This is a genomic window from Falsirhodobacter xinxiangensis, from assembly GCF_004959935.1.
GTDB lineage: Bacteria > Pseudomonadota > Alphaproteobacteria > Rhodobacterales > Rhodobacteraceae > Falsirhodobacter > Falsirhodobacter xinxiangensis.
Map to the genome: position 1 here is coordinate 94,499 of NZ_SMYN01000008.1, position 23,349 is coordinate 117,847.

Below are 23,349 nucleotides of genomic sequence, written 5' to 3' on the forward strand. Positions count from 1 at the left end.
ATGAACGATCTCGATATCCTTGACGCCGGATCGCGGCGCGATCTTCTGGCAAGACTTCTGCGCGAAAAGGGCGAAAGGCAGGTCTCCAGCCATCCGCTGTCGCGCGGGCAGCAGGCGCTGTGGTTCCTGCATCAGGCTGCGCCGGACAACCCCGCCTATACCATCGTCTTCGCACTGCGCCTGCGCGGCACGCTGGATCGGGTCGCCCTGCTGCGCGCGCTGCAACTGATGGTGGACCGCCATCAACAGCTGCGGGCGAACTTCCGCATGCAGGCGGACGGCGCGCTGGTGCAGGACATCCGCGGCTATCGCCGGGTCGATCTGCCCGTGACGCTGACCGATGATGCCGAAACGGTGCTGCGCGCCGCCGCCGCCCGCCCCTTCGATCTGGAGACCGACGCGCTGTTCCGTCCCGAACTGGTCGCCACCGGCCCCGAGGATCACGCGCTGTTGCTGTCCATCCACCACATCGTCTTCGACGGCTGGTCGCTGTGGATGGTCGCGGATGAAATCCGCACCGCATACGAGGCGTTCGCGGCGGGGCGCGAGCCTGCGCTGCATCCGGTGCGCGGCACCTATGTCCAGCATATCGAACGGCAAGAGGCGGCGATCGCCGCCAGCGATGCGGATGCCGAATGGTGGACCGCGCGCCTTGCCCCTGCGAAGGCGGCGCTGGACCTGCCCTTCGATGCGCCCCGCCCGCCGGTGCGCGCGTCCGAAGGGGCGGCGCATCGCTTTGCGCTGGACGCATCGCTCAGCACCCGCCTGACCGATCTGGCGCGCGATCTGTCCATGACGCCCTTCACCCTGATGCTGGGCGCGTGGCAGATGTTCCTGTCGCGCTGGTCGGGCCAGTCGGTGATCCCGGTCGGCACCCGTTCCGCCGGACGGGGTCCGCAGGATGGCGACATCGCCGGGTATTTCGTGAACCCCGTCGTCGTCATCGCCGACATTGACCCGAACGCCGCTGCCGTCGATTTCCTGCGCGCCCTCCATGCGGGTGCGATGGAGGCTTTGGCCCATGACGCGCTGCCCTTTCCCACCATCGTCGAACGCATGAACCTGCGCCGCGATCCCAGCACGACGCCGCTGTTTCAGGTGTCCTTCGTGATGCAGAAGGCCCAGCGTGGCGGCGGCGCGATGGCACTGATGTCGGGCGAGGCCGATTGGGCGGGCCTGCGGGCGGAATATATCGATCTGCCGCAACAGGTCGGCCAGTTCGATCTGGATCTGGAGATGTTCGAGGTTGCAGGCGCATTGCGCGGCGTTCTGAAATACGACACCGCCCTGTTCCAGCCGGGCACGATCGAACGGCTGGCCGAAAACTTTGCGGCGATGCTGGCGGGTCTGGTGGCCGATCCGTCGCGACCGATCGACGATCTGCCCATCGTCAGCGCCGCCTCGCTGGCGCTGATCGCGGGGTTCACCGCCCCCGTCGCCGCACCGATCCCGGCCACCGAATGCGTGCATGACGCCTTTGCCGCGCAGGTTCGCCGGACCCCCGACGCCATCGCCCTGACCTGCGAGGGGCGGCACCTGACCTATGACCAGCTTAACCGCCGCGCGAACCGTCTGGCGCATCGGCTGATCGCGGCGGGCGTGCGGCCGGACGATCTGGTCGGCCTGTGCACCGACCGCGATTTCGAGATCGTGGTCGGCATCCTCGCCATCCTCAAGGCGGGCGCGGCCTATCTGCCGCTGGACCCGACGCTGCCCGCCGACCGCGTGAACTACATCATGGGCGACAGCGCATCGAAGCTGATCGTGCATCAGACCGGCAAGGCAGGCGTCGTGGACACCGCCGGGGCCGAGTTGATCGAGATGCTGCCGGGTGGCGAGATCGCGGGCGATTGGCCAGAGGACGACCTGCCCCCGCTGGCCGATTTGGACGGGCGCATCTATGTCATGTATACCTCCGGCACCACCGGGCGGCCCAAGGGTGTGCAGCTGTCGCACCGCAACGTCGCGCGGCTGTTCCTGAACACCGAAGGCTGGTATCGCTTCGGCCCCGAGGATGTCTGGCCGCTGTTCCACTCCTTCGCCTTCGACGTGTCGGTGTGGGAGATGTGGGGCGCGCTGACCAATGGCGGGCGGCTGGTGGTGGTGCCCTATGTGGTGTCACGATCCCCGGCGCTGTTCGTCGATCTGGTGCGGGACGAAGGGGTGACGGTGCTGAACCAGAGCCCGTCCGCCTTCAAGCTGTTCGTCGCCGAGGAAGGCGCCCGCCCCGCCCCAGAACGTTTCGCCATGCGCGCGATCATCTTCGCGGGCGAGCCGCTGGATCTGCAAAGCCTGCGCCCTTGGGTCGCGCGGCATGGCGACGAATCCCCGCTGATCGTCAACATGTATGGCATCACCGAAACCACCGTTCACGCCTCATACCGCATCATGCGCGAGGCCGACCTGCGCCGCCCGCGCAGCACCGTCGGTGTCGCCATCCCCGATCTGCGGCTGGATCTTCTGGACCACCGCCTGCGTCCGGTGCCCATCGGCGCGGCGGGGGAAATCCACGTCTCGGGCCCCGGTCTTGCCATCGGCTATCTGGGCCGCCCCGACCTGACGGCGGAAAAATTCGTGACCGGGCCGGACGGAGTGCAATACTACAAATCCAGCGATCTGGCGCGGCACCTGCCCGACGGCGACATCGAATACCTTGGCCGCAACGACAAACAGGTGAAGATCCGCGGCTTCCGGATCGAACTCGGCGAGATCGAGGGCGCGCTGTGCCGCCATCCCGACATCCGCTCGGCCGTCACCGTGGCGCAGGACCATCCCGTGCAGGGCCGCCGCCTTGTCGCCTATGTGGTGGGCGATGCGACCGACGCCGATCTGCGCGCCCATCTGGCGCGGACGCTGCCCGACTATATGCTGCCATCGGTGTTCATGCGTATCGACGCGGTGCCGCTGAACGGCAACGGCAAGGTGAACCACGCCCTGCTGCCCGAACCGCAGGACGCGCGCGACGAGGCCGAGACTTTCGTCGCCCCCCGCACCGAAGCCGAGGCACTGCTGCAACCGATCTGGGAAAAGGTGCTGGGCATCGCGCCCGTGGGCGTGAACGACGACTTCTTCCGTCTGGGCGGCCAATCGCTTCTGGCCGTGCATCTGGTGTCCGAGGCGGGGGCGGCCTTCGGGATGAAGCTGCCCACCGCGCTTCTGATGCGCAACCCGACCATCGCAGCCATGGCCGAGGCGATCGGCGCGGATGCCGGCTTCCAGCCGCTGGTGCCCATGAACCGCGGCAGCGGCACGCCGCTGTTCTGCGTGGCGGGCGGCGGGGGCAGCACGCTGTATTACCAGAACATGGCCAAGGGGATGGACCTGCCCTTCGTCGGCGTCCAGCTTCGCGGAACCGATGGCGCCCACACGCCCCATGACAGCGTCGAGGCCGTGGCCGCCGAGGCGCTGGAGGCGATCCGCATCCGCCAGCCACAGGGCCCCTATCGCCTTGCCGGTCACTGTTTCGGCGGGATCGTCGCGTTCGAGATCGCCCGCAGGCTGGAAGCGGCGGGCGAGGCGGTGGAACGGCTGGTCATCATGGACGCCCCCGCCCCCTTGGGTCACGGGCTGAACGAGATCGAGCGCCCCGATACCGACGATGCCGATTGGCTGGCCAAGGTGTCCGAGGTGCTGGCCGAAAGCGCCGAAGTGCCGCTGACCATCGACGCCGCCGAATTGCGTGTCGCGGGCGATCCGCTGGCCGCCGCCGCCGCAAGGATCGCCGATGCGGGGCTGCTGCCAGCCGCTGCCGCCGCCGACCACCTGCGCGGCTTCGTGGCCGTGTTCCAGGCCGCCAGCCGCGCCCGCTATGCCGCGGCAGGCGGGATCGACGCGCCGATCACCCTGATCCGCGCCGGGGACCATCACCCCGACTACGACTATTCCGCCGCCGATGATGCGGCGGGAACGCTGGGCTGGGCCGGGCTGACCCGCACCGGCTGCGACGCCCATGCCGTGCCCGGCACCCACCTGACCATGCTGTCCGCAAACAACACCCCCCACGTGACCGCGCAGATGCGCAGCGCCTTCAAGGAGACCGCACGATGATCCGTTACGCCCCCGCCCTTCTGCTTGCCGCATGGGCCGGCACCGCCGATGCCGAACGCTATTCGCAGCTGGTCGCCTTCAGCGGTGCGCTGTCCGACACCGGCAATTTCCATGCCGAGGCCGGAACCGACCTGCCCGCGCCCTTCGTGAACAATCGGTCCACCAACGGTCCCGTCGCGGTCGAGGAACTGGCCCGCTGGATGGGGCACGAGGCCGAACCCTCGCTGCACCTGATCGGCGAGCAGGGCGGCACCAACTTTGCCGTCGCCGACGCGCTGGCGGGCGGCACCGGGCCGCATGATCTGCCCGCACAGGTGGATGCCTTCCTTGAACGCAACGGCGGCAAGGCCGACCCGGCGGCGCTGTATTTCATGTTCATCGGCGGCAATGACGTCATCAAGGCCGTGATGGAGATGGATGACGCGACCGCGACCAAGATCCTGGACGATGCCGTCGCGGGCATCGAAACCCAGACGAAACGCATCGTGGATGCCGGTGCCGTCACCGTCTTCGCCCCCGATTTCATCGACGTCGGCGCATCGCCCGCGCTGCTGGCCTTCGGCCCCGAGGCGGCGGCGCGCGGCACGCGCCTGTCGGAATACTACAACGACACGTTCGACGCGATGCTGGACCGGATCGACGACGGATCGTTCACCCTCATCCGCTGGAGCTTCGACGATTTCGTCAAGGACATGCAGCGCAACGGCGCGGGCTTCGGGCTGACCAACGCCACCGAGGCCTGCCTGCTGGTCGAGGAGGACCTCTGCGACTTCGAAAGCTTCGTCTACCTGACCCCCGAATACCCGACCGCGCGCGTGCACCAGATGCTGGGTTCCGCGATGGCCGTCGGCATCCTGTCGCACGAATGAGGCCGATCATGTTCCTTCGCACCATCGCAGCCCTGACCCTGACCGCCGCCCCCGCGCTGGCCGATCCCGTCAGCGGGTTCTACGTCTCGGGCCATGCCGCCATCTCGGCCATCGACGAGCAGAAGATCGAGGATGTCGACACCGGCTTCGGCCCGCAGCCGGGGGGGCGTCTGTCCACCGACACCGGCTATGGCGCCGGGATCGCTGCCGGTTGGGGCTTCGGCAACGGCTGGCGGACCGAGCTGGAGCTGACCTATCGCCGCGCGAATTTCGATCTGACCACCGCGGGCGCGCTGAAGGATGCGGCGACCGACGGGCATTACGGCCAGACATCGGTCTTTGTGAACGCGCTGTATGATTTCCACACCGTGCAGGGGCCGATCCGCCCCTATCTGGGTGGCGGTGTCGGGATCAGCCGCGTCGCGTGGAACGACACGATCAGCTATGTCCCCGGCGAACGTGTCGGCCATGACACGCACGACACCTCGCCTGCCGCGCAGATCATGGTGGGCGCATCCTGGGACGTGCCCTCCGCCCAAGGGCTGACCCTGTCGGCCGAGCTGCGTCATGTCCGCCTGCTGGACGATCTGTCCTATGACGGGCGGGTGCTGGAATCGCGTTTCGGCAGCTTCCCCATCACCACCAACGTGAACGAGACGCGCCGGACCGAAGTGCTGATCACCCTGCGCCGCAGCTTCTGAAACCCGACCAGCCGGAGGGCACATGTTCATATCCGAAACCGAACCGCCGCGCGGCACGCCGCTTCGCGTCACGGACAGCATCCTTCGGCTGGTCGCGCCAAATCCGGGGCCGATGACCTATCACGGCACCAACACCTATATCGTCGGCCACAGCGTGATCGATCCCGGCCCCGCCGACGATGCCCATATCGACGCCGTCATCGCGGCGGCGGATGGCCGCGTGGACCGCATCCTGCTGACCCACGCGCATGAGGATCACGTCGCAGGCGTCGCGCCGCTGGTCGAACGGACCGGAGCAACGGTCGCGGCGGCACCGGGCGCGGCCTGCCCCAAGGCGCGCTATGACATCGACACGGTGCTGTTCGACGGCGACACGATCGACGGCATGACCGTCGTAGAGACTCCGGGCCATTCGCGCGACCATCTGTGTTTCGTGATGGGCGACGTGGCCTTTACGGGCGATCACGTCCTTGGCTGGGCGCCGACCTCGGTTCTGGCCCCCGACGGCTGCGCCGCGCAGTATCACGACAGTCTTTCGCGCCTTGCCGATCTGCGCTGCCGCACCTTCCTGCCCGGTCACGGCCCGCAGGTGCGCGGCACGCGGCGGTTCCTCGATGCGCTGATGGTGCAGATGGCGGAACGTGAACGCAGCCTCTGGACGCTGATCGCCGACCGCCCCGCCGCCACGTCCGAAGTGGTCGAGCGCAGCTACAGCAACCTTGGTCCCCAAACGCGCAGCATTGCCGAACGCACGGTCGAGGCGGTCCTGATCCGGCTTGAACAGCTTGGCCGCGTGGTGCGCGAAGACGACAAATGGAGAAGCCTGCAATGAACCTTGTCCGTATCGCCGCGCTTGCGCTGTTGCCGCTGCCTCTGGCCGCTGAAACGCTGGACCGCGATCTGCTGTCCGCACGCATGGGCGCGTTCATGGAATCCGAGATCGAGGCCGGCCGCATCAACGGTGCCGTCGCGCTGGCCGCGCAGGATGACGATGTGGTCCTGCTGCAAGCCTATGGCACATCGGATGCGGGCGCCGCGCGGCAGATGCAGGCGGACGATCTGTTCCGCATCGCGTCGATGACCAAGCCCGTCGTGTCGGTCGCCGCGATGATGCTGGTCGAGGAAGGGCGGCTGGCGCTGGATGCACCGATCGCGACCTTCCTGCCGGAACTGGCCGGGCTGAAGATGGCCGATGGCAGCGATCCCGCCCGCCAGCCCACGGTGCAAGACCTGATGCGTCACAGCGGCGGGTTCACCTACAGCGCGTTCGGGGCCGCCGACCCTGCTTTGCGCGAACGCTATGCCGCGGCCGATCTGGAACAGGTCCGCACCGACATGACCGAAGGCGAGATGCTGTCCCGCCTTGCCGCGCTTCCGCTGGCGTTCCAGCCGGGCACGCGATTCGAATACAGTCTTGGCGTCGATCTTCTGGGCTTCATCGTCGAACGGATCGAGGGCGAAAGGCTGGACGCCGTGCTGGACCGCCGGATCTTCGACCCGCTGGGCATGGACAGCACCGGCTTCGCCGTCGATGCCGCCGATGTGCCGCGTCTGGCCGAGGTGCCGCGGGGCGATCCGATGAAGCCCTTCACCGAAGGCTGGATGCGCGTCCAGCAGCCCCGCGGCGAGGCATATCTGAGCGGCGGCGGCGGGCTGGTTTCGACGGCCAGCGACTATCTGCGCTTTGCCCGGATGGTGCTGGAAGATGGCGAGTTGGACGGCGTGCGCATCCTGTCGCCCGCCAGCCTGCGTCTGATGATGTCCGACCATATCGCCGGAATGGCGGGCGGGCCGGAGGGATTCACGGGACCGGGATACGGCTTCGGCCTCGGCTTTGCCGTGCGGCTGGGCGATGGCGGTGCGATCGTGGCGGGCAGCACCGGCGACGTCAACTGGTCGGGGTTGAACGGCACCACCTTCACGATCGACCGCGAGCAGGACATCGTCGCCATCCTGATGGCCGCCGCCCCCACTGCGCGGAACCACCTGCGCTTCGGTTTTCGCAACATCGTCTATGGCGCGCTTCATGACTGACACGATCCTTTCGATCCTTCGCGCGGGCGCGGCGGCGCATCCCGAGGCAACCGCCCTGCGTTTCGTCGATCCGGCCGAGCTGGATTTCGAGGGCAGCGCCCCAAGCATCGTGACCTATGGCCAGCTTTTGGAGCGCGTGGTCGCGCTGGCCAATGCCTATCGCACCCTGTCGGGCAAGGAACGTCCGGTCGTCTCGCTGCTGATCCCGTCCACGATCGACGGGGTGATCGCGCTTCTGGCCGCCGAGGTCGCGGGCCGCGCGAATCCGATCAACCATTTCCTTGCGCCGGATGAAATCGCCGCCGCGATGGCCGCGGCGGGTGCCGATATCGCCGTGGCGCATGGGGCGGGCGGCGCGCAGGGGGTCTGGTCCCGGCTGGAGGCGGCGGCCCCAGACGTTCGCGCGCGGATCGCGACGGACCGCGCTTCGGCCCCGACCGGCGCGCATGCGCTGCGCGATCTGCTTCGCACGCATCCGACCGAACTTCAGGGGGCGGAGCCGCAGGCGGACGATCTGGCCGCGCTGTTCAACACCGCAGGCACGACCGGACGGCCCAAAATCGTGCCGCTGACGCATCGGAACCTGCTTGCGGCGGCATCGGGCCTGTCGTCCGCCTGGGCGCTCGGGCCCGGAACGCGCATCGTGAACGCGCTGCCGCTGTTCCATGTCGCGGGATCGAACCTGCTGCTGACCGCGCCGCTTCTGGCCGGAGCCGAGGTGCAGATGTTCTCGGAGGCGGGGCTGCGCAGCCCGCTGGTCCTTGCCCGACATTGGGAAATCGTCGAACACGCCCGCCCGACGATCATCGGCGGCATTCCCAGCTCGCTCGTCGCGCTACTGGACATTCCGCTGAAGGGCGCGGACATCTCGTCCGTCCGGTTCTGCGCCACCGGCGGCGCGCCGATGCCCGCCATCGCCGCCGCGCAATTCGAAGGCATGTTCGGTCTGCCGATTCACACCATCTATGGCATGACCGAGGCAGCCGGCCTGATCGCGACCGCGCCGCTTGGTGTGTCTCCCGATTATGCGACCGTCGGACGCCCCGCGCCGCAGACCGAACTGCGCATCCTCGAATACGGTGAAAACGGTGCGGGCGCGCCCGTCAACGGCGGGGCGGGCGTCATCGCGCTGCGCGGGCCGCAGGTCTTCGGCGGCTATCTGGACGGCGGCGGCCTTGCGGATGGTTGGCTCGTGACCGGCGACATGGGCGTGCTGGGCGTGGATGGCACGCTTGCCGTCACCGGACGCGCCAAGGACATCATCATCCGGTCCGGCAACAACATCGACCCGTCGGTCATCGAGGAGGCTGCCGGAAGCCACCCCGCCATCGCCACCTGCGCCGCCGTCGCCATGCCCGACCGCTATGCGGGCGAGGTGCCGGCGCTGTTCGTGACCCTTCACGAAGGCAGGGCGTCCGACCCCGAAGCGATCGGGGAACACCTGCGGCAAAGGCTGGCCGAACCCCACGCACGGCCTGCGCATATCATCGTGGTGCCGGAACTGCCGCTGACCCGCGTGGGCAAGGTCTTCCGCGTAGAGTTGCGGCGGATGGCGGCGCAGCATGCGTTGCGGACGGCCTTGCCGGAGTTCGACGGGGCGCTGTCCCTGGGCGCGGACGGGGCGGTCACGGTAACGGGCATCGATTGCCCGGATGCACGGCGAACCATTCAGGAACTGGGGCTGCGCATCGCATGATGCATGTGCATCTGTGGCGCGTCGCACTGGACCGTCCAGCGCGCCACGATTGGCTCAGCGGCGAGGAGAGAGACCGCGCCGCGGGTTTCATGCGACCCGCCGATGCGCAACATTTCGCGGCATGCCGCAGCGCCCTGCGCGGAATACTCGGGCAGCGGATCGGGATGTGTCCGGCCGCTGTTCCCATCATGCAGCCTGCGGGACATCGGCCCGAAAGCATCCCGCATGTTCCGTTTTCCGTCAGCCATACCGGCAACAGGGCGCTGGTCGCCGTTGCCGCATCCGGCATCGTCGGCGCGGATCTGGAGCAGGTCCTTGGGCGCAGAACGGACTGGCTTGCCGCGCAGCTGTCCCCCGCCGAGCGGATACGTGGGTGCGAAGACCTGCTTCTTCGCTGGGTGTGCAAAGAGGCTGCGCTGAAGGCAACGGGATACGGGTTGGCGCTGGACGCTGCGCAAGTCGTGGTGCCGGTCGGGCGCGCGCGCTGCCGGATACTTTTGACGCAGCCGAAACCGCGTTTCTGGCATCTTTCTACCTTTGCCCCCTGGCCGGATTTCGTCGCGGCGCTGGTGACCGACCGCGCGCATGAGGCGGCGTTTCACGACTGGGTGAATTGAACGACAGATTGTTACTTTGTGTTGCGAGGTATCGCGACGCTATGTATCAATCGAACTGCGATCCTCGCCATGAAAGGGAAATCCGGATGAAGACCCCGATCCTTGCCGCCCTCCTCGTCGCTGCCGCCCTGCCGGCACTGGCACAGCCCCGCCCCGTCCCGCTGCGCGGAGAGGTCGAATCCTTCGCCCCCGGCACGCTGCGCATCGCCGCACGCACCGGCGAAGTCGTCGATCTTGCCGTCCCCGAGGCGCTGGAGATCGTCAGCATGATCCCGCGCGCGCCCGCCGATATCGCCGTGGGCGATGCCGTATCGACCACGGCCGTGCCGGACGGAAACGGCGGGCTGACGGCGCTTCAGGTTTCGATCCTGCCTGCCGCGATGGCCGGACAGAACGAGGGCCAGCGCCCGTGGGATGCCGCGCCCGACAGCGTGATGACGAACGCGACCATCAGCGGTGTCACCACCATCAACGATGGCGGGCAGATCACGCTGAACTATGGCGATGAAAATGTGACCATGACCATCCCCGACGACGCGCCCGTCATCTCCTTCGGGCCCGGCGATGCCGCTCTGCTGGCCCCCGGCGCGGACGTGTTCATCATCGCGATGCAGGCCGAGGACGGCACCCTGTCCACCAACCGCGTCATCGCGGAATCGAACGGGATCAAACCCCCGATGTGACGCCCCCCAAGGACGCGGCACCCCCGCCGCGTCCTGCCCCCCGCCCCGAGGACGATCATGCCCGTAAGCCTTGGCTTCGCCTTCGCCGCCGGTCTTCTGACCATCGCGGCGCCCTGCATCCTGCCCATGCTGCCCATCCTGCTTGGCGCGTCGATCGGGAAGCGGTCGCCGCTGCGGCCTTTGTTCATCGTGTCCGGGTTCGTGCTGGCCTTCAGCGCCTTCACGTTGATCTTCAGCTTCTTCACCCGGCTTGCCGGTCTGTCGGCGCTGGACCTGCGCCTTGGATCGGCGGTTCTGATCGGGCTGTTCGGCATCTTCATGCTTTGGCCTGCGCCGATGGCGCGCATCACCGCACGGCTGCCCTCGCTGGCCGGAAACGGCAATCGCGAAGGTCTGCTGGGCGCGCTGGCGCTGGGCGCCGGGCTGGGGCTGGTCTGGGCGCCCTGCGCGGGGCCGGTGCTCGCCTCGATCCTCGTCTTCGTCGCGACATCGCCGGATTGGGCAAGTTCGCTGATATTGCTGCTGGCCTATGCGCTGGGCTGCGCCATCCCGATGCTGCTGATCGCCTATGGCGGGCAGGCGGCAACCAGCCGCGTTCGCGTCCTTGCGCGTCACACCCACACGTTGCAGCGGGTCTTCGGCGTCCTGATGATCCTGTCCGCGGCCGCCATCTGGACCGGATATGACACGATCATCGTCTCGCGCCTGACCGCCCTTTATCCCCAAGGCCGCGCCGGCCTTTGACCCAGGAGCTTTCCATGACCGGTATCACCCGACGCGGCCTGATCGCCGCCACGCTTGCCCTGCCCGTCCTACCGGCGCTGGCCGCGAACCCGTCCGAGCTTGCGCCGGAATTCGAAGGGCTGGAGAATTGGATCAACTCCGACCCGCTGACGATGGCGGATCTGCGCGGCAAGGTCGTGCTGGTGGACTTCTGGACCTTCGGCTGCGTCAACTGCGTCAACACCCTGCCCTATCTGACGAAATGGCACGACGAGATGGCCGCGAACGGGCTGGTCATCGTCGGCGTCCACACCCCCGAATTCCCGTTCGAGCGTGACCTTGGCGCCGTGCAGGATGCCGTGATGCGGCACGGCATCGCCTATCCGGTGGTGCAGGACAACCGCTATCGCACATGGCAGGCCTATCGCACGCGGTATTGGCCGACCTCGGTTCTGGTGGATCGCGAAGGGCGGATCGTGAAGTATCACGAGGGTGACCGCGGGCTGGATGACTTTGGCCGGGACATCCAGGCGGTATTGATGCAGCAGTGAACCGGGCTCTGTCGCGACGTCCATGATCGCCACCCTCGTGCCTCTCCGGCATGATCAGGTGGTCTTCAGCCTTTCCTGCGCCGCCGCGCGCATTTGGGACAGGGTCTGCCGCGGGGTCAGTGCTTCGGCGGCGATGGCAAGGTCAAGCACCGCCCCGTTCGGCGAGGCCAGCGCACGGTCGAAGGCGGCGGCGAAATCCGTCGTGCGCTCGACCCGTTCGGCATGGATGCCATAGGCCCGCGCCAGCAGGGCAAAGTCGGGGTTCTGCAAATCGGTGCCGCTGACCCGAGCCGGAAAGGTGCGCTCCTGATGCGCGCGGATGGTGCCATAGGTGCCGTTGTTCAGGATCAACACGATCGGACAGGCGCCCATCTGCATCGCCGTTCCCAATTCGGGGCAGTTCATCTGGAAATCGCCGTCGCCCGCAAAGCAGACGGCGACGCGGTCCGGGTTCTCGATCCGGGCCGCGATGGCGGCGGGCAGCCCATAGCCCATCGCGCCCGATTGCGGGGCCAGCAGGCGCTGGTGGGGGCCGAAGCTGAAGAACTTGTTCGGCCAGACGGCAAAGTTGCCGGCGCCGTTGGTCAGCACCACGTCTTCGGGCAGCACCTCGCGCAGGTGGCGCGTCACCTCGACCATGTCCACGGGGCCGGGCTGCGGCGGGGCGTCGAAGCTGGCCTCGAACCCGGCCCGCGCCTTTTCGCGCCACTCGGCCCACGGCCCGGCAACCGGCGTCAGCGCGGTTGCCAACGCTTCGGCGCCGGCGTGGATGCCAAGGGTCGGGACGTATATCTTGCCGATCTCGTCGGCCGAGGGGTGGACATGGATGATGCGCTGCGCCGGATGCGGCACGTCCAGCAACTGCCACGCATCGGTCGTCATCTCGCCAAAGCGGATGTTCAGCGCGAGGATGACGTCGGCGTTGCGGATCAGCGCCTTCACATGCGGGATCATGCCCACGCCCGCCTCGCCCGCGAACATGGGCGATCGATTGTCGAACTGGTCCTGATAGCGAAAGGCGGCGACGACCGGGATGTCGGATCGCTCTGCGAAATCCTGAAGCGCGGCGCGGGCCGCCCCTGACCACGGCGCGCCGCCGGTCAGGATCAGCGGGCGCGACGCCCCCCGCAGCAGGTCCAGCGTCTCGGCCACGCTGGCGGCGGAAGGGGCGGGCGGCACGATACGCGGCGCGGCGGTCAGCGGGGCGGCATCCGTCGCCGACATCAGCATATCCTCGGGCAGCGCCACCACCACGGGGCCGGGGCGCCCGGACAGCGCCAACGACCATGCGCGCGACAGGATCTCGGGGATGCGGTGGGCATGGTCGATCTGAACCGCCCATTTCGCAACGCCGCCGAACATGGCGCGGTAGTCGATTTCCTGAAACGCCTCGCGCCCCTGCTGATCCGTTGCGACCTGCCCGATGAACAGGATCATCGGCACCGAATCCTGCATCGCCGTATGCACCCCGATCGAGGCATTGGTCGCCCCCGGCCCGCGCGTGACGAAGCAGATGCCCGGCTGTCCCGTCAGCTTGCCCCAAGCCGCCGCCATGAAGGACGCGCCCCCCTCGTGCCGGCAGAGGACGTAATCCAGCGCCCCCGCGGTGTCGTGCAGCGCGTCCAGCACCGCAAGATAGCTTTCGCCCGGAACCCCGAACGCCTTTTTCGCGCCAAGCCCGACAAGGCTTTCGACCAGCAACCGACCACCGTTCCGCATTCCATTCCTCCATCCTGCGCGGTGCAGATTGGCAAGGATCGCTCAGCCGCGATAGGCCGGAAGCGACAGGCCGCGCAGGATTGCCAGCGCCCGCAGCACGAAACCCGCCAGCGCCGAGGCCGGGGCGGCCAGCAGCAGCGGGCAACCAAGCACCGTCAGCGCGACGAAACTGGCCGAAGCGGCGGCGGCGGCGGTCACATAGATCTCGGGCCGGATGATGATGGACGGCACGCCGGCCAGCACATCGCGAAAGATGCCCCCCGCGCAGGCCGTCACCACGCCCATGATCGCGGCGGGCAACGGCGGGATGCCGAAGGCCAGCGCCTTGGCCGAGCCATAGACGGAATAGGCCGCCAGCCCCGCCGCATCGAACCATTCGACGGCCCGGTTCGGCCAAAGCCCGCGCGGCGTCATCCAGACCAGCACAGCGACGATCAGGCAGGTCGCGATCCAGACCGGGTCGTGCATCCAGAACACCGGCGCGCCCATCAGAAGATCGCGCAGCGTCCCGCCCCCGATCCCGGTGATCGCGGCGAAGAAGGCGAAGGTCACCAGCGTCTGGCGCGCCTGCGCCGCCGCCAGCGCGCCGGACACCGCGAAGACCGCGATCCCGGCGACGTCCAGCCAGTCCAGCACGGGCCGTGCCAAATCGTTCATCAACGTCGGGTCCATCTGTGCAAAATCGACGCTGACCTGCGCGCTGTCAACGCAGGAACTGCACATGCACCCGCCCGTGATGGGCCGATGGCGCGACATGGGCGCGCACCCCGAACACATCGGCGATCATCGCCGCCGACAGCACATCCTCGGGCGCGCCGCAGGCGATCAGCCGCCCCGCCTTCATCACGCCCAGCCGGTCGCAGAACATCGCCGCAAGGTTCAGATCGTGCAGCGCGACGATGCTGGTGATCGGAAGCGCCTGCACCAGCGCCAGGATTTCAAGCTGGTGCTGGATGTCCAGATGGTTCGTCGGCTCGTCCAATATCAGGTGGGTCGGATTCTGGGCCAAGGCGCGGGCAAGCTGGACGCGCTGGCGCTCGCCCCCGGACAGGGTGTGGAAGGGCTGGTTGCGGCGGTGGCCAAGATCCACGCGCGCCAGCGCCTTTTCCACGATCCGGTCGTCCTCTGCCGTCCAGCCCGACAGGATGCCGTGATGCGGGGTGCGGCCAAGGCGCACGACCTCGATCACCGAAATGGCGATGTCGGTCGCGGCGTGCTGTTCCACCACCGCGATGCGCCGGGCGATGCGGCGGGGGGCCATCGCCCGCAGGTCCGCCCCGTCCAGCGCCACCTGCCCCGATTGCGGCACACGCAGCCCCGCCAGCACCCGCAGAAGCGAGGATTTGCCCGACCCGTTCGGACCCAGAAGGCCGAACGTCTCGCCCTCGCGCACCTCCAGCGTGACGCCCTGCACGATGGCCTCGCCGCCCGAGGCCCAGCTGATGTCGGTTGCCGCGATGCTCATGCCGCCCTCCGCGCGCGGTAAAGGATGACCGAGAAGAACGGCACCCCCACCAGCGCCGTCACCACCCCCACCGGCAGGATCTGCGGCGCGATGACAAGGCGCGAGGCGATGTCGGCCAGCACCATGAACAGCGCCCCCGTCAACGCCGTCGCGGGCAGTAGCCGCCGGTGCCCCGGCCCCACCACGAACCGCGCGGCATGGGGGATCACCAGCCCGACGAAACCGATGGCGCCCACGATGCTGACCATCGTCGCCGTCATCAGCGCGGTCACGGCCAGAAGCACCGCCCGCACCCGCCGCACGTCGATGCCCAGCGAGCGGGCCGCATCCTCGCCGAAGGTGAAGGCGTCCAGCGCGCGGGCATGGGCGATGCAGACCGCCAGCCCCGCCGCGACCACGCCGCTGGCCAGCCACACATCCGGCCAGCGCACCCCGGCAAAGCTGCCCAGCAGCCAGAACATCACGCTGCGGACCTGTTCGGCATCGGCCGATGTGGACACGATCCACGAGGTCAGCGCGTTGAAAAGCTGCGACGCCGCCACCCCGGCAAGGATGGTGCGGTCCGCCGCCTGCCCCGTTCCCGCCAGCAGGATCACGAAGACGAAGGCCACCAGCGCCCCGGCGAATGCGCCCAAGGACAGCGTGACGGTGCCCGCGCCAAGACCCAGCAGCATCACCGACACCGCACCCGTGGACGCCCCCGCCGATATGCCCAGCACATAGGGTTCGGCCAAGGGGTTGCGCAGCAGCGATTGCAGGATCGCCCCCGACAGCGCCAGCCCCGCGCCGCACAAGGCGGCCAGCAAGGCGCGCGACAGGCGGTAATCCCAGATCACCGCCTCCTCGATCCGGCGCAGGGGGATCTCGGTCAGGCCGATGCGGTTGGTGACGGCGGCCAGCGTGGTCGCGGGCGCGATCGGCATCTCGCCGATCCCGACGGCCAGCGCGATGGCGACCAGCAGCGCGGACAGCACCGCCGCCGCGCCGACCAGCAGGCGCAGACCGCTCACTTCAAAAGGCCGAATTCGCCCAGCGCGCGGGCCAGCACCTCGGCCCCCTGCACGGTGCGCAGGGTCGGGTTCATCGCCTGCGCGTCCATCTCGACGATCCGGCCCTTTTGCACCGCCGTCAGTTCGCGCGCGACGGGGTCGGTGGCCAGGAAATCGCGCTTCACCGCCGGATCGTCGGCGGGCTGGTTGCGCCGGTCCATCGTGCCGATCACGATCACGGTCGGGTCCAGCGCGGCGATGGTTTCCCACCCGACCAGCGGCCATTCCTCCTCGCTGTCGATGACGTTTTCGGCGCCCAGCAGGCTGTTGACATAGGCGGGTGCGCCGTTCTTGCCCGCGACCCACGCATCCCCAGCCACCTCGGGCGAGGAGAACCAGTAGAGGATCGAGACCCCCTCCGCCGCACGGCTGCGGACCGCATCCTCGCGCGCGGTCATCTGTGCCACCAGCGCATCGCCGCGATCCGGGATGCCAAAGATGCGCGAAAGCTCTGCCACCTCGGTGTAAAGCAGCGCGTTGGAGTAAAGCCGCGCGCGGCTGCCATCGCCATTGCCGCGCGTATCCGTGTCGCAGTTGGTGGGCGAGACATAGGTCGGGATGCCCAGATCGGCGAATTGCTCGGGCGTGCCGATGCGCCCGTCCGGCCCGACCGAGCTTGCGAACTGCACCGCCAGCAGATCGGGATCGCGCGAGACGACCGCCTCGAACCCCGGCGTCGTGTCCGAAATGCGCGGGACCTTCGCCTCGGCCTCGGCCAGTTCGGGCAGCACGGGCGACACCCAGATGGCGCTGCCCGCGATGCGATCCGCAAGGCCAAGCATCAGCAGGATCTCGGTGCTGTTCTGGCCAAGGCCGATCGCCCGTTCGGGCGCTGCGTCGAATTGCAGGCTGTTGCCGCAGTTTTCGATGGTGACGGGGTAATCCCCGGCGAATGCGCCCGTGCCGGATGCCATGACGGCCATCCAAAGGCGCGACACGATGCGTGCCGTTGCGTTCATTTCGTTCATCCCTTGGCGGACCCCACGTCCGGTTGCGGTTCAGGCCGGGATGGCAGGTCTCCTGACTCGCGGGTCGATGCTTGCCCCGCCTTCCCGGTGCCGGGGCACCAGTGGCGTTCGGGGGTCGCTCGCCGCTTACAGTTGCGGGGGCAGTCGCGGATTTGCACCGCGTTCCCTTTTAATTCGGGGGGCGCGACCCCCGGAAACCATCTCGCAAGGGGTGACGTGCCGCAGCCGCGCGCGGCGGTCAAGCGCCTTCTTCCAGCGCCGCCAGAAGGTCCTGCCGTCCGTGCAGCACGCGCAGGATCACCACGCCCCCGTCCTGATGATACAGCACCAGATGCGCCCCGTGCGGGTGGATGCGGATGGGCGGGCTGAACTCGTCGCGCAGCGGGGCGAGTTCGGGGAAATCCGCGATCAGCGCAAAGGTCGCGGCAAGGGTGCGGATGTGGCGGTCGGCATGCGCCCTGCCCCAACGCTGGACGCCGGTATCCCAGATCGCCTCCATATCCTGCCGGGCCTTGGGCGTCAGCAGGTAATCAGCCACGGCGTTCCGCAAGGAAGCCGTCCACGTCGAACGGCGCGGGGGTGCCGCTGGCCAATGCCTCGTCCAATGCCGATTGCAGGCTGGCGACGGCATCCTGCCGGGCCTGATCGCGGCGGATCAGGTCGCGGACGTAATCGCTGGAATTGGCAAACCGCCCGGTGCGGGCCCGCGCCTCGACCCAGGCTTTCATCGGTTCGGGCAGGGATACGTTCATCGTGGACATGGGCGGCCTCCTTGCAAGACTATATGGCAAAGATTGCCATCCGGCAAGGCTCAGCGCAGGCGGACCACGCGCAGCACCATTTCGATGCAGCGCCAGATCAGCGCGATCACCACCAGCCGGAACAGGATACCGAAGATGGTCGTGATTTTCATGCCGAACAGCGTGCAGATCATCAGGATGCCCAGAAGGCCCAGCGCGATCTGTTCCTGCATCGAATGGCCCTCGCGGAACTCCGGCCCAAGCAGCATATAGCCCGCGGCACCGCCGATGATCCCCGCCATGATCAGAAGTCGCGACATCATCCCTGCCTTCGCCGCCAGTCCCACGGCATCAAGAACGGCCCGGACCACACGCCGCGCCCCGCCGCCTTGGCCGCCTCCTCGTCCGGGATGTAATCGCGCCCGTATTGGCGATAGGCGACGGCCCAGCCCTGACGCACCATCCACGCATTCAGGTTCAGATCGCCCTGATAGCAGGTGGCGACCACGCGGCCATAACGGTCCACATCGCGCTGGCGGCAGGTGACGGGCGCGCGGCCGATCCGGTCCGACAGCGCCAGTGCCGCCTGCTGCCCGCAGCGCCATGTGCGCCCGCGCGCGCCGCAGGTCTGCCGCCCCTCGGGCGCGTCGATCCCGTGCAGACGGACGCGGGTGCCGTGGATGTCCAGCGTATCACCGTCGATGACCGACGCCGTGCCCGCAACCTCGTTCGACGCCGCAGCAGCGGGCAGCAACCCGCGCAGCTCGTCCAGCCAGCGCTCCTCTCCGGTCAGGGCGAACAGGCCCGCGACCATCACGATCGCGGCCAACCATTCGCGGGTGCCGGCTTTTTTCCTGCGTCCTCGTTTCATGCCCTTGCGTATGTCCGATGCCGCGGGGGCGATCAACCGCGACATTGGGGCTGGACATCCGCGCAAGGGCAGGTCTGATCGGGCGAGCGACGGAGAAACCATGCAACCCCAGACCCTTCCCCACGATCCGGACCTGCCGCTGGGCACCCGCTGGCGCATCGTGCCGAATGCGCTTCTGGTGCCGCCCGCCGGACCGGAGCGTCCGCAGCCCTGCGGCGTCTTCGATGCAGACGGCGCGCCGGTGCCGGAAAGCCTGTGCTTCAGCGATAGCGCGACGGTCCCTGCCACGGTGTTTCCGGCGGTGGCGGCGGCGACAGAGCGGCTGGAGGGCCGATGGCTGTTCGGCGGGGTGCTGTCGGGGCATTTCGGCCACATGCTGTGCGAGGCGACCGCGCGGCTATGGGCGCTGGACCGGGTGGAGCGCGTGCAGGGGATCGTGTTCTTCGCCCGTCCCTTCGACAAGGCGCGGCGGGTGGCGAAGGGCTTTGCGCCCTTGGCCAAGGTGATGGGCCTGCCCCCGGTGCGGGTCGTGACGCAGCCTTCGGCCTGTGACGATCTGGTCATTCCCGAACAGGGCTTCGGCGCGGGGGACCTGCTGGGCGCGCGGCCCGAGGTGCGGGCGTTCCTGCGCGGCAGGCTGGCGCATGTGGCCCCGGATGGCGCGGCGCGCATCTACATCACCCGGTCCGGCCAGCCCGCCCGGCGCGGCGCGATCCTTGACGAGCCGGGCGTGGAGGCGCTGTTCGCCGCTGCCGGATATCAGGTGATCCGCCCCGAGGATCACGACCTTGCCCGGCAGGTGGCGATGTTCCGCGCCGCCACCCACGTCGTCGCGACCGAGGGCAGCCCGCTGCACCTTCTGTCCTTCGCCGCGCCCGAGGCGTGCCGCGTCGCGGTGATCCGGCGGCGCGATGCGCCCAGCTTCGGCCAGATCTGCGACAGTCTGGAACGATTCCTCGGTGCGCCCGTGCTGCGCCTGCCGGCATTCACCGGCGTCACCGCGGTGGAGGGCAGCCGCAATCCGAACCTGACCTTCTTCGAACCGGATCGCCCCGCGCTTCGGGATGCGCTGATCCGGCAGGGCTTCCTGCCTGCGGGCACGCCCGAATGGCCCGATCTGGACGCTGGCGCGCGGCAGGCGGCGGTCCTGCGGCTTCAGGAGGCGATCGGCCAGCCCCTGCGGTGATAGGCGCTGTCCCAGAACTGCCATTCGTGCCAGCAGGACCGGGCAAAGGCGCGGTGCATCCGATCGCGTGAGGCCGCATCCGCCGCCGCGCCCACCCGGTCGGTCAATGCCAGCATCCGCTCGACCCCCTGGTTGAACTCCTCGCTGGCATAGGTGTCGATCCATGCAGCGAAGGGGTTGTCCGGCTTTGCATCCGCCGCGATGCGCTGCCCCACGTCGCGATAGATCCAGAAACAGGGCAGCAGCGCCGCCACCCCTTCGGCGAAATCACCGACCAACGCCACCCGCAGCAGGAACGAGACGTAGTGGTCGCAGGCCGCCGACGTCTCGGCATTGCGGAACTGGGCATCGCTGACGCCGAACAGCGCCATGTAATGCGCATGAAGCGTCCGTTCGGCCTTGATCGCGCCATGGGAGGAGCCGGCAAGCTGGGCGATCTCCTCCGGGCCGGGGGCCTTTGCCGCCACCGCCGCCAGCGCCCGCGCGAACCCTTCGAGGTAATGCGCATCCTGCACGATATAGCCGCGAAAGACGTCGGCAGACAGGCTGCCCGCCGCAAGTTCGCGGTTGAAGGGCATGTCATGGATGCGGGCGCGCAACTCCGCCGTCTGCCGCGCAAGGTCTTGGGTAAATCCCATCGTGTCCTCCATGCGCCGGGGGTCGGAGGACGGAACGCGGCAGGACTGGCCCCGCCGTTTTCGCGCGCCTCCCTCCGCCGGCATTATCCGGTTCAGGTTCAAAGGGTTCTTCTCAGCCCGGATCTCTCCAAGCGCCCCTGTCGCAATCCCGAATGCGTCGCACGCGGCAGCGCCCCGGTCAAGCCGGTTGTGATCGTGCCCCGCCGTCGGGTAGAACGGACGAAAACGGGCGAGGGCGACATGAAAATTCCGGCGATGCTTCTTGGACTTGCGCTGCTGGCGGCCTGCGGACAGCGGCATAGCGAGCTGGATTGCATGGAGCGCGCCATGTATTTCGAAAGCAACCGCTCCAGCCGCGACGGGATGGTCGCCGTGGGCAGCGTCGTGATGAACCGCGTGGAATCGGGCCGCTATCCCGGCAGCGTTTGCGGCGTCGTGGCGCAGAAGGGGCAGTTCGCGCCCGGCGTCATGTCGCGCGACATGACCGAGGCCCGGTCGAAGCGCTTGACCCGAGAGGCGGCGACATCCGTCCTGCGGGGCGAGCGTCATCCGCTGGTCGGCAGCGCGCAGTTCTTCCACGCCGCATCCTATCGCGCCGGATACAACAACATGCATTACACCGTCACCACGGGCGGGAATGCCTTCTATGAACGGCGCAGGCCGGAACTGGTGACCCAGCCCGCCCCCATGCCGCCGGTCGAAGGCATCACCCGCCGCTGAAGGGAACCACAGGGCGCGCGCGCCTGTTCGGGTGTTGCAGTCAGCGGCGGGGCATCATGAAAGAGTTCATCCTGAAGAAGATCTTCACCTTGGGGCTGGAGCGCGAGCAGCTGGACACCCTTGAGGCGCAGGAAGAAAACCTGATGATGATCGGGCTGATCAAGCAGGAGATCGCCCGGAACGACGGCGCGATGGACCTGTATCGGCGGATCGCCGAACAGAACGGCTGGACCTGAGCCGCAGGCCCAGCGCCGCAACCCCCGCCAGCAGCATCCACCCCGAGGCGGGCAGCGGCACGGGCGCAAGCTCCTCGCCCACCGCGCCGACGATCAGATTGTCCAGATCGAAATGGCCGCAGGGGTATTCGAAACACTCCATCCCCGGCAGCAGCACCGAATCCGCCGTCACCGTCAGCAGGTCGATATCGGCGAAGCTGCTGTCGAAGCGCACCTGCGTCAGTGCGGTGGCGAGGCCGGTCGAAAAGCTCAGCTCGGCCACAAGGCTGCCGCCCAGGAAGCCCTTGATGAAGACGTTTTCGTGTGGGACCCCGACGACCTCGCCCAGATCGTCGTCGAAGACGAAGCTGTTCTGGCCAAGGCCGAAGATATCGACGCCCAGCGCGCTGAACGCAGCGCCCGTCGTGATCTGGATGGTCTTGGCATAGAAGGTGCCGCCATCGTCCATATGAACCGCCCCGGCGCGGGTATAGGAGCCGGGGCTGCCCGCGACGGTGACGCCGCTTTCGGTATATGTGGCGGGAACCGTGTCACCGACGGGCAGATCGTCAAAGGTGATGACGGTCGCCGCATGGGCGGTGGACATGGACAAGGCAAGGAAGGCAGTCGTCAGTCGAGCACGCATCGCGATCACTCCGGTTGAACCTGCCCGCCCATTCAGCCTTGCGCCCGCGATTCGCGCAAGTCAGCCAAGTGCGGCAAGAAGCGCAGGCGAGGGGATGCCCGTCGCCGCCTGCCCCGTGCTGGTCTGATAGGCGCGGATCGCCGATTCAGACTTGCGGCCCAGAACGCCATCCGCGCCGCCGGTGTCGAAACCGCGCGCCGTCAGCCGTTGTTGCAGGCGGATGCGGTCGTTCTTGGTCAACCCGTTCGCATCGGGCGGGAAGCTGCCGCGCAGCGGGCCGCCCCCTGCGATCCGGTCCGCCAGATGCCCCACCCCGATCGCATAGAGGTCCGAGTTGTTGTAGCGTTTGATCGCCCGGAAATTGCCGGTGACGGTGAAACGCGGCCCGCCCGCCTGCGGCTGCAAGGGGCCGTCCGCGGATTCGCGCCCCCAGGGCTGCCCCCGCGTCCAACCGCTGCGCGCAAGGTAGGCGGCGGTCGAGGCCAGCGCGTCCGACGGATCATCCGACCAGATGTCGCGCCGCCCGTCCCCGGTATAGTCCACCGCATAGGCCAGATAGGAGGTGGGGATGAACTGCGTATGCCCCATCGCCCCGGCCCAGCTTCCCACCATCCGATCCGCCGTGATGTCGCCGTTCTGCAGGATGCGAAGCGCGGCGATCAGCTGGTTCTCGAAAAAGCTCGCGCGGCGCCCTTCGTAAGCCAGCGTCGAGGTGGCGGAGATCACCGGCACATCGCCCCGCCGTTCGCCGTAAAAGCTCTCCAGCCCCCAAACCGCCGCGATGATGGAAGCGTCCACGCCATAGCGCGCCTCCAGCGCGGTCAGCGTCGTGCGGTGCCGGGCAAAGGCGGCGCGGCCCTTGGCCACCCGTTCGTCCGATACGGCGATGGACAGGTAATCCTCCAGCGTGCGCGAAGATTCGGGCTGGCTGCGGTCGCGCGTGACGACGCCGGGGATGAACCCGGCCGAACGGAAGGCCGCGTCGAAGGTGCGGTCCGAAATCCCTGCCGCCGCCGCGCGCGGACGGAAGGCCCGCACCCATGCGTCATAGCCGCCATCCGCGATCGGCTGCAGATCGCTGGCCACCGAAGCGGTTCCCGTAAGACGCGGGGCGCAGGCCGAAACCCCCGCCGCCGCGATTGCCGTCAAGACGAAACGCCTGTTCATGCTGCCTCCCATGTTGCGCCCTTTGTGCGGGCTTGGGAGGCGGC

General features: G+C 68.2%; 25 protein-coding genes and 2 riboswitches. Of the genes, 13 read left to right on the forward strand and 12 right to left on the reverse strand.

Translation table 11 applies throughout. The features are described from left to right. From E2K76_RS11565 to E2K76_RS11610, 10 genes are all read left to right on the forward strand, one after another. A complete protein-coding gene (locus tag E2K76_RS11565) occupies positions 1 to 4,047 on the forward strand; it encodes a non-ribosomal peptide synthetase (RefSeq protein ID WP_136684465.1) in 4,047 nt (1,348 codons plus the stop codon). Further along, a complete protein-coding gene (locus E2K76_RS11570) occupies positions 4,044 to 4,916 on the forward strand; it encodes an SGNH/GDSL hydrolase family protein (RefSeq protein ID WP_136684466.1) in 873 nt (290 codons plus the stop codon). Before E2K76_RS11565 ends, E2K76_RS11570 begins: the two co-directional genes overlap by 4 nt. 8 nt (positions 4,917 to 4,924) lie before the next feature. Continuing rightward, the gene (locus E2K76_RS11575) at positions 4,925 to 5,617 is read left to right on the forward strand and encodes an outer membrane protein (RefSeq protein ID WP_169053285.1); all 693 of its coding nucleotides are present in this window, start codon (positions 4,925 to 4,927) and stop codon (positions 5,615 to 5,617) included. A 22-nt stretch (positions 5,618 to 5,639) separates the two neighbouring features. Beyond that, positions 5,640 to 6,449: an MBL fold metallo-hydrolase gene (locus tag E2K76_RS11580; protein ID WP_136684468.1), complete on the forward strand. Its 810-nt coding sequence runs from the start codon at positions 5,640 to 5,642 to the stop codon at positions 6,447 to 6,449. After that, a complete protein-coding gene (locus E2K76_RS11585) occupies positions 6,446 to 7,651 on the forward strand; it encodes a serine hydrolase domain-containing protein (RefSeq protein ID WP_169053286.1) in 1,206 nt (401 codons plus the stop codon). Before E2K76_RS11580 ends, E2K76_RS11585 begins: the two co-directional genes overlap by 4 nt. Next, complete coding sequence (locus E2K76_RS11590; RefSeq protein WP_169053287.1) at positions 7,644 to 9,347, forward strand: AMP-binding protein; 1,704 nt, start codon at positions 7,644 to 7,646, stop codon at positions 9,345 to 9,347. The genes E2K76_RS11585 and E2K76_RS11590 overlap by 8 nt, the downstream gene beginning before the upstream one ends. Next, positions 9,344 to 9,964 (forward strand): 4'-phosphopantetheinyl transferase family protein, encoded by a 621-nt coding sequence (locus E2K76_RS11595; RefSeq protein ID WP_136684471.1) that lies wholly within the window; start codon positions 9,344 to 9,346, stop codon positions 9,962 to 9,964. The genes E2K76_RS11590 and E2K76_RS11595 overlap by 4 nt, the downstream gene beginning before the upstream one ends. Before the next feature lie 86 nt (positions 9,965 to 10,050). Continuing rightward, the gene (locus E2K76_RS11600) at positions 10,051 to 10,647 is read left to right on the forward strand and encodes a hypothetical protein (RefSeq protein WP_136684472.1); all 597 of its coding nucleotides are present in this window, start codon (positions 10,051 to 10,053) and stop codon (positions 10,645 to 10,647) included. 57 nt (positions 10,648 to 10,704) lie between these two features. Next, positions 10,705 to 11,391: a cytochrome c biogenesis CcdA family protein gene (locus E2K76_RS11605; RefSeq protein WP_136684473.1), complete on the forward strand. Its 687-nt coding sequence runs from the start codon at positions 10,705 to 10,707 to the stop codon at positions 11,389 to 11,391. 14 nt (positions 11,392 to 11,405) lie between these two features. Beyond that, entirely contained in the window at positions 11,406 to 11,921 is a 516-nt protein-coding gene (locus tag E2K76_RS11610) for a redoxin family protein (protein WP_136684474.1), read from the forward strand. A 54-nt stretch (positions 11,922 to 11,975) separates the two neighbouring features. On the opposite strand, the gene E2K76_RS11615 is transcribed toward E2K76_RS11610, so the two are convergent. The 9 genes from E2K76_RS11615 to E2K76_RS11650 form a co-directional block, all read right to left on the reverse strand. Beyond that, the gene (locus E2K76_RS11615; protein WP_136684475.1) at positions 11,976 to 13,640 is read right to left on the reverse strand and encodes a thiamine pyrophosphate-dependent enzyme; all 1,665 of its coding nucleotides are present in this window, start codon (positions 13,638 to 13,640) and stop codon (positions 11,976 to 11,978) included. A gap of 42 nt (positions 13,641 to 13,682) precedes the next feature. Then, positions 13,683 to 14,297 (reverse strand): trimeric intracellular cation channel family protein, encoded by a 615-nt coding sequence (locus E2K76_RS11620; protein ID WP_220432223.1) that lies wholly within the window; start codon positions 14,295 to 14,297, stop codon positions 13,683 to 13,685. Positions 14,298 to 14,343: 46 nt separating this feature from the next. Next, on the reverse strand, positions 14,344 to 15,105 hold the full coding sequence (locus tag E2K76_RS11625) for an ABC transporter ATP-binding protein (RefSeq protein ID WP_136684476.1): 762 nt from the start codon (positions 15,103 to 15,105) through the stop codon (positions 14,344 to 14,346). Then, positions 15,102 to 16,115 (reverse strand): FecCD family ABC transporter permease, encoded by a 1,014-nt coding sequence (locus E2K76_RS11630; protein ID WP_281280732.1) that lies wholly within the window; start codon positions 16,113 to 16,115, stop codon positions 15,102 to 15,104. Before E2K76_RS11630 ends, E2K76_RS11625 begins: the two co-directional genes overlap by 4 nt. Next, a complete protein-coding gene (locus E2K76_RS20615) occupies positions 16,112 to 17,113 on the reverse strand; it encodes an ABC transporter substrate-binding protein (protein ID WP_220432224.1) in 1,002 nt (333 codons plus the stop codon). The genes E2K76_RS11630 and E2K76_RS20615 overlap by 4 nt, the downstream gene beginning before the upstream one ends. A gap of 34 nt (positions 17,114 to 17,147) precedes the next feature. Further along, a riboswitch (cobalamin riboswitch) is annotated at positions 17,148 to 17,338 on the reverse strand. Positions 17,339 to 17,360: 22 nt separating this feature from the next. Then, positions 17,361 to 17,660, reverse strand: a complete 300-nt coding sequence (locus tag E2K76_RS11635) for a type II toxin-antitoxin system RelE/ParE family toxin (RefSeq protein ID WP_246032947.1) — start codon at positions 17,658 to 17,660, stop codon at positions 17,361 to 17,363. Then, positions 17,653 to 17,883 (reverse strand): type II toxin-antitoxin system ParD family antitoxin, encoded by a 231-nt coding sequence (locus E2K76_RS11640; RefSeq protein ID WP_136684479.1) that lies wholly within the window; start codon positions 17,881 to 17,883, stop codon positions 17,653 to 17,655. The genes E2K76_RS11635 and E2K76_RS11640 overlap by 8 nt, the downstream gene beginning before the upstream one ends. A gap of 50 nt (positions 17,884 to 17,933) precedes the next feature. Then, on the reverse strand, positions 17,934 to 18,182 hold the full coding sequence (locus E2K76_RS11645; protein WP_136684480.1) for a hypothetical protein: 249 nt from the start codon (positions 18,180 to 18,182) through the stop codon (positions 17,934 to 17,936). Next, on the reverse strand, positions 18,182 to 18,733 hold the full coding sequence (locus E2K76_RS11650) for a thermonuclease family protein (RefSeq protein ID WP_246032948.1): 552 nt from the start codon (positions 18,731 to 18,733) through the stop codon (positions 18,182 to 18,184). The genes E2K76_RS11645 and E2K76_RS11650 overlap by 1 nt, the downstream gene beginning before the upstream one ends. A 100-nt stretch (positions 18,734 to 18,833) precedes the next feature. On the opposite strand from E2K76_RS11650, the gene E2K76_RS11655 reads away from it, so the two are divergent. After that, the gene (locus E2K76_RS11655) at positions 18,834 to 19,919 is read left to right on the forward strand and encodes a glycosyltransferase family 61 protein (protein WP_169053289.1); all 1,086 of its coding nucleotides are present in this window, start codon (positions 18,834 to 18,836) and stop codon (positions 19,917 to 19,919) included. Here E2K76_RS11655 and tenA read toward each other — a convergent pair. Then, the gene (gene tenA / locus E2K76_RS11660; protein WP_169053290.1) at positions 19,889 to 20,557 is read right to left on the reverse strand and encodes a thiaminase II; all 669 of its coding nucleotides are present in this window, start codon (positions 20,555 to 20,557) and stop codon (positions 19,889 to 19,891) included. The genes E2K76_RS11655 and tenA overlap by 31 nt on opposite strands. Before the next feature lie 52 nt (positions 20,558 to 20,609). Beyond that, a riboswitch (TPP riboswitch) is annotated at positions 20,610 to 20,706 on the reverse strand. Between the two features lie 91 nt (positions 20,707 to 20,797). Here tenA and E2K76_RS11665 point away from each other — a divergent pair. Next, positions 20,798 to 21,277: a cell wall hydrolase gene (locus E2K76_RS11665; RefSeq protein WP_136684484.1), complete on the forward strand. Its 480-nt coding sequence runs from the start codon at positions 20,798 to 20,800 to the stop codon at positions 21,275 to 21,277. A 56-nt stretch (positions 21,278 to 21,333) separates the two neighbouring features. Beyond that, on the forward strand, positions 21,334 to 21,513 hold the full coding sequence (locus E2K76_RS11670; protein ID WP_136684485.1) for a hypothetical protein: 180 nt from the start codon (positions 21,334 to 21,336) through the stop codon (positions 21,511 to 21,513). On the opposite strand, the gene E2K76_RS11675 is transcribed toward E2K76_RS11670, so the two are convergent. Beyond that, positions 21,437 to 22,138: a VPLPA-CTERM sorting domain-containing protein gene (locus E2K76_RS11675; protein ID WP_136684486.1), complete on the reverse strand. Its 702-nt coding sequence runs from the start codon at positions 22,136 to 22,138 to the stop codon at positions 21,437 to 21,439. The genes E2K76_RS11670 and E2K76_RS11675 overlap by 77 nt on opposite strands. A 60-nt stretch (positions 22,139 to 22,198) precedes the next feature. After that, complete coding sequence (locus E2K76_RS11680; protein WP_246032949.1) at positions 22,199 to 23,305, reverse strand: lytic murein transglycosylase; 1,107 nt, start codon at positions 23,303 to 23,305, stop codon at positions 22,199 to 22,201. Positions 23,306 to 23,349: the final 44 nt, after the last annotated feature.